Origin of the sequence: Limnomicrobium aquaticum, assembly GCF_040545545.1 — a bacterium.
Taxonomy (GTDB): Bacteria; Pseudomonadota; Alphaproteobacteria; order Rhizobiales; family Rhizobiaceae; genus Ensifer_A; species Ensifer_A aquaticum.
Window position 1 is genome coordinate 45,278 of the sequence record NZ_JBEPMB010000013.1, and the last position, 12,567, is coordinate 57,844.

Annotated in this window: 9 protein-coding genes and 2 pseudogenes; 2 read left to right on the top strand and 9 right to left on the bottom strand. The window is 56.6% G+C overall.

The window, feature by feature from the left end:
* Positions 1-26: 26 nt before the first annotated feature.
* The 7 genes from ABID16_RS22495 to ABID16_RS22525 all read right to left on the bottom strand — a co-directional run bounded on the left by ABID16_RS22495 (position 27) and on the right by ABID16_RS22525 (position 9,334).
* Positions 27-2,312, bottom strand: a complete 2,286-nt coding sequence (locus tag ABID16_RS22495; RefSeq protein WP_354558621.1) for an nSTAND3 domain-containing NTPase — start codon at positions 2,310-2,312, stop codon at positions 27-29.
* A gap of 16 nt (positions 2,313-2,328) precedes the next feature.
* A complete protein-coding gene (locus ABID16_RS22500) occupies positions 2,329-4,359 on the bottom strand; it encodes an AAA family ATPase (RefSeq protein ID WP_354558622.1) in 2,031 nt (676 codons plus the stop codon).
* Positions 4,356-4,886: a hypothetical protein gene (locus ABID16_RS22505; RefSeq protein ID WP_354558623.1), complete on the bottom strand. Its 531-nt coding sequence runs from the start codon at positions 4,884-4,886 to the stop codon at positions 4,356-4,358. Before ABID16_RS22505 ends, ABID16_RS22500 begins: the two co-directional genes overlap by 4 nt.
* A complete protein-coding gene (locus ABID16_RS22510; RefSeq protein WP_354558624.1) occupies positions 4,883-6,211 on the bottom strand; it encodes an SIR2 family protein in 1,329 nt (442 codons plus the stop codon). Before ABID16_RS22510 ends, ABID16_RS22505 begins: the two co-directional genes overlap by 4 nt.
* 310 nt (positions 6,212-6,521) lie before the next feature.
* Positions 6,522-7,406, bottom strand: coding sequence for a hypothetical protein (locus ABID16_RS22515; RefSeq protein ID WP_354558625.1), 885 nt, complete (start codon positions 7,404-7,406; stop codon positions 6,522-6,524).
* A 20-nt stretch (positions 7,407-7,426) separates the two neighbouring features.
* Positions 7,427-8,002 carry a hypothetical protein gene (locus ABID16_RS22520; RefSeq protein ID WP_354558626.1) on the bottom strand — a complete coding sequence of 192 codons (576 nt, stop codon included), beginning with the start codon at positions 8,000-8,002 and terminating at the stop codon, positions 7,427-7,429.
* A 249-nt stretch (positions 8,003-8,251) separates the two neighbouring features.
* On the bottom strand, positions 8,252-9,334 hold the full coding sequence (locus ABID16_RS22525) for an RHE_PE00001 family protein (protein WP_354558627.1): 1,083 nt from the start codon (positions 9,332-9,334) through the stop codon (positions 8,252-8,254).
* A gap of 131 nt (positions 9,335-9,465) precedes the next feature.
* On the opposite strand from ABID16_RS22525, the pseudogene ABID16_RS22530 reads away from it, so the two are divergent.
* Positions 9,466-10,245: pseudogene (locus ABID16_RS22530) on the top strand (IS66 family transposase); the annotation flags it as partial.
* Between the two features lie 77 nt (positions 10,246-10,322).
* On the opposite strand, the gene ABID16_RS22535 reads toward ABID16_RS22530, so the two are convergent.
* Positions 10,323-10,580, bottom strand: coding sequence for a HipA domain-containing protein (locus tag ABID16_RS22535; RefSeq protein WP_354558629.1), 258 nt, complete (start codon positions 10,578-10,580; stop codon positions 10,323-10,325).
* A gap of 94 nt (positions 10,581-10,674) precedes the next feature.
* On the opposite strand from ABID16_RS22535, the pseudogene ABID16_RS22540 reads away from it, so the two are divergent.
* A pseudogene (locus ABID16_RS22540) lies at positions 10,675-10,799 on the top strand (homocysteine S-methyltransferase family protein); the annotation flags it as partial.
* A gap of 223 nt (positions 10,800-11,022) precedes the next feature.
* Here the strand turns inward: ABID16_RS22540 and ABID16_RS22545 are convergent.
* Positions 11,023-12,567, bottom strand: a 1,545-nt coding sequence (locus ABID16_RS22545; protein ID WP_354558630.1) for an autotransporter domain-containing protein, incomplete at its 5' end; no start/stop codon positions are given.

The window sequence follows — 12,567 nt, forward strand, 5'->3', positions numbered from 1 at the left end:
ACAACGGCAACGAGAGGTCGTTCCAACTACTCACGTCGCAAGGTATCAAAAAGATTTCGGAGCTCGCTGTCCGATTCCCGTGCGTCGTAGGCGCGCTCCCGATAATCGTCCATCATTGCGTCGGCGCGAGCCTCCTCCGCATTTTCCAATTCGTCGATCTGCTCTTCAATCGCGGCCAATTGCGCCGATACATCGACGTCTAGGGTTTCAGCGAACCACTCATAATCTTCCACTAGCCCTTTGTGCTCGTCGAGCGTTCGGCATTCCGCTAAATCGCTATGGAACTGTGTAGTAACAATGTTGAAAGCGCTGACCAGAGCGTCTTTCGCATGGGGAAAATCAGCATCGTCGAGATCAATCGCACTGATCGCTTCACGTAGTTCGTCTACCCTGCAACCTCGGGAAGCCGAGGATATGATTGCTTCCGCCATCCGATATCGCAGGCCACTCATCCGTTGAAGTTGCTCCCATGATGCTCCTTCGAGAGCACGAAGCGCAGTGATAGCGTCGTTCAAGCGAACTCTGCCTGTATGCCAAGACTCTTCCATTTCAGCCGCGGCAAACTCGGTTAGCTCGAAAAATTCAGGGGTTTGTAGCTTATCGGTCAGATCGATGATTGCGGCGAGCCTATATTCGGGTGTCAACTCCGTGGCATATTCGCCACCCGTATATTGAACAATCCGCTTTGTGTCTGAGAGGCGTTCTTTCGTCGCGGAAGCGAGGTCGGCGGACTTACCTACAAACGCACTGAGGATCGCACGAGATGTCCGCGCGAGCTGCCAAAGGCGTTCGACCTGACTCAGGTCAACGGCAGCAATCATCCCGTCGACGACGTTTTCAGGTGCTTCGCGAGCAACCGAGTTCATAAGATCAAGCACCGAAGGATTCAACACTTCAAAGTCGTTCTGGCCGACTGGCCGGATGAAGGAGTTCTTTACCGCAGCCATGCCTTCGCGGAAGTCACCAGGACCCCGACGGAGCCCATATTTGCGTGATCGATGCTCGTGTAGCTTTTCGAAAGCTTTGTGAAGCAAAGCTCCATGCGTCTTTCCGCCCAGCGAAAAGAGAGCCAGCAGAATTGACCGGCCAGCGTCAGTCAACTCCTGCTCGTAAGCGTGCCGCCAGATTTCAGCCGGATCATGGAAAAGCCTCCGGACAAATGGCTTGTATTCTTGGACGGCGACGTTTCGCACCCGTTGATAACTAGATAGCCATTCGATGAGTCGAGGATTAAATTTGTCGTGCTTTACCACTTCTAGATAGAACTCGTCGCTCAACAGAACATGGCGGTATTGTTCCGGCAGATCTCCGAAATAGATGTGATTATATAGAATACTTGCCCGTTCCCGGACGCTATATTCATTGAGCAGCATCACAATGCGATGCACTTCAAGGCCGGCGTTTCGCAGCTTTTCGGAAACGCCGATACCTTGGCGCCAAATATGCTCGCGTGTCGTCAAAATTAGACGCGAATTTGGGCTTGAACGCACAAGTGCGATGAAATCGGCGATAGCACGATCTTCATTCTTCAGAAAAAAACCGCCTCGGTCCCCTGAAAAAGTGGCTCCCAAAAAGTCATCAAAGCAGAAGATTTGCGGTCTCTCCCGCTCAAATATCTTTTCACCCTCCGCGATATCGCGACGGATAAAATTGCCTTCCCAGCCTGCGTTCATATGAGCATAGGCAAGCATGTCGGACAGCGTGGTTTTCCCGACCCCTGGTGGGCCAGAAATGATGAGGACCCGCTCCTTGTTTAGAACTTCGATGCCCTTGGCGTAGGATGAGCTGTGAACATACCGCTTGACGTTGCCGCTGATTTTTTCGATTTGGAGCCGGTTGCGTACATGCTGTTCGTTATTGAGGACCCTGTCGAGAACAGCTTTACTGCCTAACCAAAGCTTTACGGTTGCCTGAAGAATATGCGGGTGGCGTTCAAGCAGATTGTTGATGTCGCTTTGGCTGAAAATGTCGGACGGCGAAAGAAACTGCGCGCCTATCGTTTGAACGATAGCGTCCTTGTTATGAGCAGACAGTGGAAGAGATGTCGCGAGGACATATCGACCTGGCCGCAAAGCTCTGACCTTTGTTGCCTCCACAGCCAGCTCCCTTAGGAGCCCAGCGAAACCCGTCTTGATGAAGCGTTTGGCTTGGATGATGATCTGCTTTTCGCCCTGCGCGAATCTTAAATCAATGCCGCGGTCCTTGCCTGTCTTGAAGCTCTCGATACGTGTGCCCCATTCAGCCTGAAGGAGGTCTCGTACGAGCAGTTCGAAATCGTGGCTCGAAAGTTCGTGAAAATCATAGTCGGACAATACGACTCCACCCCGATTACGAGACCTGCTGGGATCCGGCGGTGATGCCTCCCGATCGGAAAACCATCTGCTGAAGCGGGTTGAGCGGCTCGTCCGAAATTATCGCGAACGCCCCTTCTGGCGAATTGCCGATTGTCATCCTCCGCGCACTGTTTGCGTCGGTGATCGGCAAGCGTCGGCAGAGCATGTCCGCCAGCGCTGCATCTTCCACCGCGACAATGACTTGCCGGCCACCGATGACCAGTTGCGCCAAAAGCTCCGCCAAATGTACAGTCCTGAAGTCGTCGACGTGTTGGACGGGGTCATCGAGGAGGATTGTCCTCCATCGGCTCCAAGCTAGGGATAGGTTGATCGAGAGCAAAAACGCGAGGCCGGTTGCACGACGTTGACCGCTCGAGAATAAAAACTGCGGATTGAGACCGTCTCCAACCCGCAAAGTGAGAAAGCGCCGAACGTCACCGCGGATTGCATATTCGATATCGCGCCAGTGGTGGTGGGGTCTTAAGCGCTGATAAAGCTCGGACATCAGAGGAAGAACGCGATCAAGCCGGCGATCAAGCGTTTCTGCGCCCGCACGGCGTGCTGCATCAAAAAGCGCGGCGGCCATCGCTTCCGCTTTTCTCGATCGACCAGCCCGCTCCTGAGCTCGCGCGAGATTATCTTTGGCGGACTGCAACCTTCCTAGGACCGCGTCAAGCTCGCTATCCTGTCGAAGAGTGCCAAGAATCCTTATATCGCGCTGCAGACCCTCGATTGATGTGATCAGCTCACGACGCCGATCGGCGGCAGCTCCCGCAGGATCATCAGCGGGAAGGTTTAGAGCTGATACGTCCGTATTGTATCCTGTAATCTGCACTGACAACTCGCTTATGCGATCGGAGATAACCGAGAGCTGTGACGTCAGGCCCTGCACGGCTCTACCTGCAGCACTCCGTTCTTCCTCCGCCTTCGCGAGTTCGGTAGCCTCCGCATCTATTTCGCTCGCAAGTTCGGTCATTCTTTCGGCGCCGGCCGAGAAACTTTCGGCTGTATGTTCCTCTCCGCACACCGGGCATAGTGATTGAACTAACCCTACGCGCTGGCCAAGCGTTACGAGGTGGACGAGTTCGCGCGCTTTGGCGGAAAGCAGGGTCGATTGCCCTTCGCTTGCCAATGGCAACCCGGCAAGTAACGCTTCTGCCTCGACCAAATCTGATTCTACTATAAGCCGCCGGCCCTCGAGGTCTTCAATTTCCGCGGCAAGCCCTGCAAGCAGCGTTGCCCGTCGCTCGAATCGAGTTAAAGCTTCCAACAGCCCCTCGCGGGCAGCCACAAGCTCGCGAGCTCGGGTGAGAAGAATATCAGGAGCGTCGGATGAATTCAGCTGCTGACCTACTCTCGAGGCCGCTTCCGAAATCGCCTGATCCCCTGAGAGAGAAAGTCGGATTTCGTCTGCACGACGCTCAAGGTTCGAAACCTGCTGAGACGCGTCATTAACATCAGATTTAGAACTTTCCAGCCTCTTCTTTGCTGCAGAAACCAATCGGTTGGCCCGTGAGATCCACTCGTCTGCATCATTGGCGCCGATGGCTTGCCGGAGCATCGCATAACGATCTGTCTCAGATAGATCCAAACTCAACCCGGCAATGTGCTCATCTCGAATTATCGAGGCAGCGCATAATTGACGAAGCGCGTCTTTGGGCGCCTGGTCTTGATCAATGAATGATCGCTCGATGACCTGCAAATCAGATTCTGACGGTTCATCGAGAACCGACCTGCGCAGAGTAAGGATTTTTCCGTCTTGCTCGAAGGAAACTTCCGCGAACCCGTCGAGCATGGCGCTACCGTACCCGGTCCACCAAAGATAGTGGCCAACACCCTCGCCGGCGGCTTTGGCATCTCCGTATTTCGATATTCTCCCGGTCAGGACGAACTCGATCGCGTCGAAGATCGTGCTTTTGCCGACACCGTTGCGCCCGTCGATAACCGTGAAGCCCGGTGCGAAGTTAAAAGTAACCTCGTCTCGATACCCGCGAAATCCGCGCAGCTTTACAGACTTTAGCTTCATTGCTCCTCCAGTAGACGAATGAGCTGTTCTTCATCATCGAGCGTCAGAAATGCGTCCACGACGTTTGCGGGGAGCTCGGTTGTTCGCTGCTTGATTTCGTCGGACATATTGATGGGCTGAAGAACGGGAGCCGCGCGTAAGGGGAGCAAGGAAAGCAATGCGTTGCGGGTATCCTCATGTCCTCTGATCCCGGCGCGCGCAATTTTTCGTGTTCCGGAAAGATTTTCCTCAATCTCTGTCATGGCGACAGATTGAATGTCACTTGCGGGTGCCTCAGCAAGAAGGATGACGTACGTGTTCCAAGCCTTCGTGCCTGCCGACCGGAGTTGAAACCGGCGCTCGCCAGTGATCTTGCTTGAATCGTCCGACCATTTCGAAATCAGTTGCGCCGCGTCGTCGTATGTTAGGATAAATCCGAGAACGGTTGCCGATTCAAACGCGACAGCCCGTTCGAGACCGGTCTCGCGGTCAATCAAAAACTGAGCATCGGCCAGCACCGCGATCGCATCATCCAGAAGGACCGTCATTGGAGAAACTCCTGTTGTGCCGCGTCTCGCGTAATCCACCGACTGCTTGCTCCCCGAGCGATTGAACCGGTCGGTGCCCGAGCGACATTGGCCGGCAGTCCCATATCTTGAGCGCCCACTGCAATGATAACGTCGGGTGCGACCGCAGGCGCAGCTTCCCGGGCATACCGGCCTTCAACTTTGTGGAGCGCCTCATTCGCCGCCCGAATGACCCGAAATCGGTTCCCATCAAGCAGCCAGTATGAACCATCAGCAACAGCGCCAAGCCGTCGAAGCTGAAGTATCGTAAGGCCAACAAGCGGTTCTGCATGCGGTCGCCTCGACACGATCGGCTTGAAAGGCTCACAACCTAGTAAATCCCGCCTAGTTTGCCAAAATTCCTGGTTTGTAATTTGCGGAGGGTCTAACAGATCGTCAGTCGGTGCGATGCCGTACAAATCTCCATATGTAGCTCTACCATACATCAACGCTTGTCGTACAAAGCTCCGGGAATACTGTTCACGTAGGCGGCCTAGAAATTCGGCGCCAGACGCTTGCAAATGGAAATTTCCGTTCACGCATCCGTCACCTAACGCAGATAGAAATGGAGCCTTCGCGACATAGTCAGCCGATGCAACCGGATCAACAATCAGGATCCGAGCAGGATTCACGGCGCCGAGCGCTTTTTCAAGTACTGCATTTAGATATGTCCAGTCCGTCGAATATCCTATTATAAGCAAATCACGGTTGAGTAGCTGTTGCGTGAGCCATTCGGCGCTATGATCTATCCGGGACTTGACCGGCTCCGCCTCAATCTGACTTTGCGTCCAGACGGTATTCGGCCGATCGATAGTCCAGCAGCCGTGAACTTTTAATAGCGGCGAGGTGGATATCGGGGCTCCAGCGGCCGAATGACCATCGATCCCGACGAACACCTGACCAAGCAGATGGTGTCCCGCCGTTTCGATTAAGTTGTCGACGTTGGTGGTGATCCCCAATCGTAGTGCCCCGCAAAGCAGGAAGTCAGCAGCGGCGTTGTGACCAGCATTGGGCACACCCGCAAAAGCATGTTGGTCAATCAAGTTTGCCAGGTAGACGGTGGAAAGCTCACCGCGGTGAAAAAAGAAGTCCGCTTGCTCTTCGATATCTGGCGACAGCGGAGGACGAGTTGCCCCGTGTTGCATATCGTATTTGTCCTTCGCCTCCTGGGCCAATGTCCAGGCACTGGGAAGGCTGCTTGGCGGCGCCATCGAAAGGCCGGCACCCAGTAATACAACCTGACGGTCATTCAGCATGCCATCCAACGCGTACTCGACGGCGGCCGCTAAATCGATGTTTTGAAGCATGTTACTATAACTCCTGCCGCTCACCATTTTGCATGGCTCGGTAGCAAAAGCCAGAGACAAGCGATGCTGCGGCATCAAAGTTGCTACTTCTCATTGTGGCTGGAGCGTTGGCAAAATGCCATCTGATCTCAGATCGAAATGCCTTAGATTGTCACCCACGCCCGACCCTCTCCCGGTCATCGCCCCAGCTCCAAAACAATTCGCCGCACCGCCTGCGGCCCCACCAAAGTGCACCGACCGCCATGCCGGTCAACACCGAAGGTTTTGCCGTGACGAGCTCGAACAGCACCGGCGGCCACAGGACGCATTGTCAACCGTTACGGGAGTCCAAGCGCACAAGATCCCAATCTTGCCATTCCGCGTCGCTTCCCGCGCGCTGTGCGCCCCATTCTTCTGCCGATCGTCCAAACAATCCAGGCTCCAGCGGAACTTCCGCGAGCGGATTATAAGCGACCTGAACCGGCAATTCGGGAGGAGAAAACATTGGTGGGACACACCCGATGACGGCGCTTACGTGGGAATAACTCGCGTCAAAGAAGACTGCCGTGGGAACTGAGGCATTGTTGCGGTTGGGCACTGCGGGACTTACTGTCGTAGTGGCTCCAAGAAATCGACTAGATTCTTCTTCCACCCTGAATGCCAACGGCCCTACGGCGAAGGTGGCCTCCACCACGTAGGGCATGCGTTGGGACGCCCCATGCGTGAGAGGAAACCACCCGAGTTGACTTCCATCAATCGCAACGACGTAAGCGTGGTCGGGCTTCACAACGCCCTTGCTCCGATACTCTCTACCTTTTTTCGATTTGGCAGCGAAGGCGGTGGTCCATCTCAGTAGCGTTTCCCGATGTGGAACTTTCGTACCGGTGATGGGTGGATCCCTAGATAGGTCCGGACCTGGTCCAGGTGAAACGGCCTCCACCCATACGACCCGGCCAGCACTTTCAAATCGAAAGTCCGGCTCTCCCTCCGGACGGGAGCTAATGGTGTGGCCGCGAGCGAGGAGATGCCGCGCGAGCAACATCTCCCAGACGCGTTGAAGAAACTTTGAATCGTTCCCGCTTGTCAGTTCGAGGATGAAGTGATTGTTCGCCAAGCCCGCGGACAAATGGCCATCCCATAGCTGAAGATAATACGCGAGCGACTGGGGATGAGCCGCCTGACGATTTTCAAGGAATTCCCTGATGCGTTGTTCCATTTCAGTACCCCTCGCAAAGCCTAACGGTCAGTCGGCAACGCCTCGGCGAATGCCCTCATCTCCAAAAAGAGGTCGTACCCTGTCTTGTGCCACAGGGTCAGGTGGGTAATTTCTTGCCCATCCATTGCTTCCGATATCGTGATACCATTCCAGCCTACTGGCAGCCTTGCCTTAGTCCGAGCATCAAAGTCGAAGCGGAAATTATGCGAGAGCGTGTTTCTCACGATTCTGGCAAATTGGTACCATCCCGCCGCTTTCAAACCTCGCAACAGCAAGATCTCTGGCTTCTCCTTGTCGTAATCTTCGCAAAAGTCACTGAGAAATTCGAATGGAGGGCAAATCAGCGCATAGAGATGTGTAAGGGCAAATTCTGCCAAAAGGGCTTCTCGCAGATCTTGCTGTTCGAGCGCCTGGGCGAGGTCCAAGTAGGAAATCCAGAGCCCGCGAGCTTCCATCTGCAAGCTCTTTGCCTCGTCAATGGCACTTGGCGTGTACTGCGAACTATCGCGTAGCCAATGAGTGCACATGATTGCCAGCCGATAAGATCTATCGCGCTTTTCGAAGCACTCGATGACGTCTGCCTTTGTTAGACGCACGCTTTTCCTCCTTTGCCTCTGTCGCTCAACGACGCGTGTCCACCTGGAATCTTGTGCTGTAACATTCCCAACGCCGGCCTCGTCTTCCGCGTCGGCCTTTGCCGAACCCCCCGTTGTCGCACGGGCATCATACTGCCGATGATCGGTTTGACATTTAGGGACCGACGGTCACGCCCGGAGTAAAACAGGCTCAGTCGCTCACACTAGCGACCCACGACCCTGCAACGAATGCCAACATTGCCGGTGATGTTAGATCACCCCCCAGGCCCGAAACCTCCCCCTCCCCGTCATCTCTCTCAAGCCCAGCTCCAAAACAATCCGCCGCGCCGCCTGCGGCGTCACATCGAGCGTCTTTGCCACCATTTTTGTCGACACCAACGGTTTGGCCATCACCAACTCAACCAGCTCCGGCAGTTTTGAAGATGTCCGGCGCCCCTCCAGCTTTCGCTCCATCAGTGTTCGAGCCAGCGCCAGCCTGTCATGCTCCTTGAGCCCGATCTCCGCGGCCGCGATCAGTCCGTGGGCGATGGCCAGCATCCGGGTTTCCCGGTCGCGATGCCGACGACGATCGACTGGAATGGTTTTCAGGCCGAGATTAATGGCTGCGAGATGGGCACCGGTGGTGATGCCGGCCTGGCGCAGGACCGAGGCCACCAGCAGCCGGCCAAGCCAGGGCGCGTGCTGAAGGACGGACAGTTCGTTCCAGGCATCGAGGGCAACGATGGCCTGCAGCACCACGGGCAAATTTTCCGCCTGTCGCAACACGCCACGCCATTCATCGAGCCGCGCGTCTTCGTCCCAGTCGAGATCATAGACCAGTTCGTCTCTATCCGCCCCGCTGGCGCGGCCGGGCCGGGTCGCGTTCTCGATCGCAGCTTCAGAGCGGGCCAGCACTGCGTCGATGGCGGCATAGTCCACTCCGGGAAGATTTTCGATGTCGTCGACATCCTCCCCTTCCCCGTCGATCGCGACTGCCGACCGAACTCGGGCCGCTGTCCCCTCGTCCCCGCCGCTCGACCCGATCTCCGAGGTTTTCCGCAGCGAGCGGAGACCGTCGCTCGACAACGCCCAGCTGGGTGCCTGCGCGGCGATACGCCGACGGGTGCGCAAAACATCGCGGGCGATTGTCAGCTCATGGGTGGGTGTGCGAATATCGCGGGTGGCATCATGAAGGACGAGGTCCTCGAGGTGGACGAGTTCGCCGTCGATCCAGAGCGAGGCACAGGCATCGGTGAATTGGGTGCGCTCGAGGAAGCCCTGCCCCGCTGGCGAACGGACGATCCGCTCGTCGAGACGCGCGAGCGCGACACCGGCGTCGAAAGCCGGCCGCATCAGGGTACGTGGGGCAAAATCGGTGGCGACGTTTCAGCGCCAGCTGTCGAAACTGTGCATAACCGGCGAGGCTGGATCGTTTGATCCGCAGTGGGATTCCGGATCAGGGCAAATCATGATTCGATTCTGTGATGAAGAAGCGCCTCCCCTCCCCCGAACATGCCGACACGCTGTCGCTGAACGCGCTGCGTGGATTGGTGACGGGTCTTTTGGAGCGGTCACAGCAGGCGGACGGCCGGCTTGAGAAGCTTGAGGCCGAGACGGTCCAGTTGCGTGAGGCAAACGCGGCGCTCAGGTTGGACAATACCCGGCTGAAGGTCGAGAACCAGCTGTTGCGCGACGAGATCGCGCGGCTGAAGAACCTGCCACCGCGGCCACCGTTTCGTTCATCGGGCATGGACAAGGCAACAGATGCCGCACTCGGCGTCAAGCCAGCCCGCAAGAAGACGCCGCGTGGAGCGAAGTTGGATGTGAAACGGGTGAACCGGCAAGAGATTCTACGGGTCGATGCGCCGGCCGGCTCACGCTTCAAGGGGTACAAAAGCGCCTATGTTCGCGACCTCGTGCTCAAGGCGGAACTCGTCCATTACCGTCGTGAATGCTGGGTGACGCCAGATGGGAAGACGGTGCTGGCACCTTTGCCGGCGAGGATCGTGGGTGGCTATGGCGCCAACCTCAGACGGATTTGCCTGATGCTCCACGCGCATGGACAGGTGACGAGTGCACGGCTGACGACATTGCTGAACGATATCGGTCTCGACATATCAAAGCGCCAGATGGTGCGGCTTCTCACGAACGATCTGGATGGCTTTGTCGCCGAGGATCAGGCGGTGCTGCATGCCGGTCTGGTGTCGTCGTCTTATGTCACCGTCGACGACACCGGAGCCCGACATTCCCATAATCCGTATTATCACGCCTTGAAAGAATGTGAACCGCCGGCCCGTTGGTCGAAGGACATAGCGCTGGATATCAAAGACCATTCAACTGCTTAAGACACCTGCTCCGCGGCTCTCTTTAGCAAACCAGCTCGACTTGTGATGACCTTGCGAATTGTACTCAGGATAGGGTGCCTGGTCCCCTCGTCGGCCAGTTCTGTAACAAGGGCATCAGCCTCGATCACAATTCTTTCCGCCATTTGGGCAAGATTGCGAACAAGGATGCGCTGAGAAGACTTGGTTTCGGGCACCAATGCTTTCCAGTGTTTCAGCTGGATGGTGTCGGGCACATCGCGGACACCAATCTTCATGGCAAGCCTCTTTGACAAGCGGGGATAAACGGCCGTGCAAACGACGTCGTAGATCGGTGCCAGATCCGGTTCGTCGGAGCCGTACCCCCGTCGCTATGCCAACGCGTTTGAAGGCGAACAGGCCTAATCTGCTGCCAACGAAGTCTTCATCAGACGCGGCAGGACCTGAATGGCGATGCCTATTCGCGCGTTGCCTGCTCGTGGGTGTGCGCAGGTAGCTGAGCCCCGCGTACCCGCTTGATGACCGACGCGAGATGACCACAGATGGATGACAGCAAATTCTGTGCCGATGGGTCCGCTATCGTTACCGTAGCTGAAATGCGAAGTCTGGCGCGGTCATCGACATCTTCATATGCGGAAACTGCGATACTTCAAATTCGCTACCGGTCTTTCAGGTGGCCAATGCCGTCATTCAACAAAACTCCAGCGTTCCCGAGACGCATCATTTGCCGCCCAGCGCGATCGACGCGTTCATCTTCAAGCTCCAGACGGCTGTTGAGCTGCCGATGCCGCCTCTTTCGACCCCGATCGAAACCGTCGTTCCATGGGCGAACCGGGCAGACATGCCGACGCTCGCGCGGGCCGACAGGCCATTCATAACGGGTCGCGCAACATTGCCGGCTCCAGCCGAACTCACGTTATCGCTGTTGAAGTAGTAGTCGCCATAAAGACCCAGATAGGGAAACAGTGTCAGCGCATCGCTCCATTCGAGCGGATAGGTCACCTTGAGCCCGGCATCGACACGTCCGTTCGAAAAGACGCGCTCGGCCTGCGTTGCGCCTAGCGAGTCGGTGTAGCCGTTTTCGAATTCCCGTAGGGCATAAACATGAGCCGACGGCTCGATGATGAAGTTGTCGGCGCTATAGAGACCGCTCAGGCCGCCGGAGAGCAGCATCCGGTAACCCGAAAACGATGCGCTGGCGGCACCGGCTGAGCCATCAAATCCTATTCCCGAATATGCGAAGCCTGCGTCAAGCCGTATCGTGTCCGTCAGCTTCCATCCTGCATAGGTCCCCACAGTCCAGCCGTTGCCCTTCAGGCGGCCCTGAATGGCCTCGGCGCGATAACCAAAAGTCTCCACCCCCCCCAACACACCGATGACAAAGGTGGGTGAGATCACGTGCGTGAGGCCTGCGGTCATGTTCAGCTGATTTCCGGAGAGCGTGTAACCGGCGACGCCTGAACTTGCCGCGGATGCGGTTAGAAACATGCCTCTGACTTCAGCCCAAGGCAACCAGTCCCCCGGACGAGGACCAGCCGATCGCGCAAGCGGTCTGGCTGCGGGCTTCGTCTGCGATGCAAAGGCATTCTCAAAACGCTGAGAGGCCAAATCTTGTTTTTGCCTTTCGCCGCGTTCGGGTTCTGCAAACGCCGAATAGATCCCACCAAGAGTGTCTTGCGGATCGGCCCTTACTGTTCTTTGACCGAACTGGTCTCCGGGATCAGCCGCGAAATTGAAGCGAACGCCCATACCGATGGGGGTGATCAAAGGACCGTCGCCCGCAAAAGCCTCGGAGACCGCGTCGGTCATGGCTTCCGAGGTTGTCTGCCCCCAAAACTGTGCGGCCAACGGCGTCACCTGGGTTTGAAGGTTGCGCAGGTTGGTGCTGTCGGCAGGGATTGCGTAGGTAAACTGATCCGCTGCAGATTCCCCACTGATTCCCGCAGGTGTTCTGACGGTGATATGCACCGATCCGAGCAATCCTGCCGGCGCGGTCGTACGAATCTGGCTGGCGCTGACGACAGTAAAGGATATCGCATTGTTTGCCCCGAAGCTGACCAGCGTTGCCCCGGTGAAGTTGTTGCCCTGGATTGTTACGACGGTGCCGCCGCTTGCGGGACCTGAGGCGGGACTAATGCCGGTCACGACTGGAACGGAGGCATTCACGGTAAGGCTGAAGGTCTTGGACGAGGTCTGCGCAGTGGGCGACGTCTGGTCGGTGACCGTCACTGTGAAGGTCGTTGCTGCAAGTGTCGCCGTGGGTGT

Coding starts and splice junctions, on each gene's coding strand:
- ABID16_RS22525 (WP_354558627.1), bottom strand. CDS start 9,334: ATGCGGCCGGCTTTCGACGCCGGTGTCGCGCTCGCGCGTCTCGACGAG.
- ABID16_RS22535 (WP_354558629.1), bottom strand. CDS start 10,580: ATGAAGATTGGTGTCCGCGATGTGCCCGACACCATCCAGCTGAAACAC.
- ABID16_RS22500 (WP_354558622.1), bottom strand. CDS start 4,359: ATGAAGCTAAAGTCTGTAAAGCTGCGCGGATTTCGCGGGTATCGAGAC.
- ABID16_RS22515 (WP_354558625.1), bottom strand. CDS start 7,406: ATGGAACAACGCATCAGGGAATTCCTTGAAAATCGTCAGGCGGCTCAT.
- ABID16_RS22510 (WP_354558624.1), bottom strand. CDS start 6,211: ATGCTTCAAAACATCGATTTAGCGGCCGCCGTCGAGTACGCGTTGGAT.
- ABID16_RS22505 (WP_354558623.1), bottom strand. CDS start 4,886: ATGACGGTCCTTCTGGATGATGCGATCGCGGTGCTGGCCGATGCTCAG.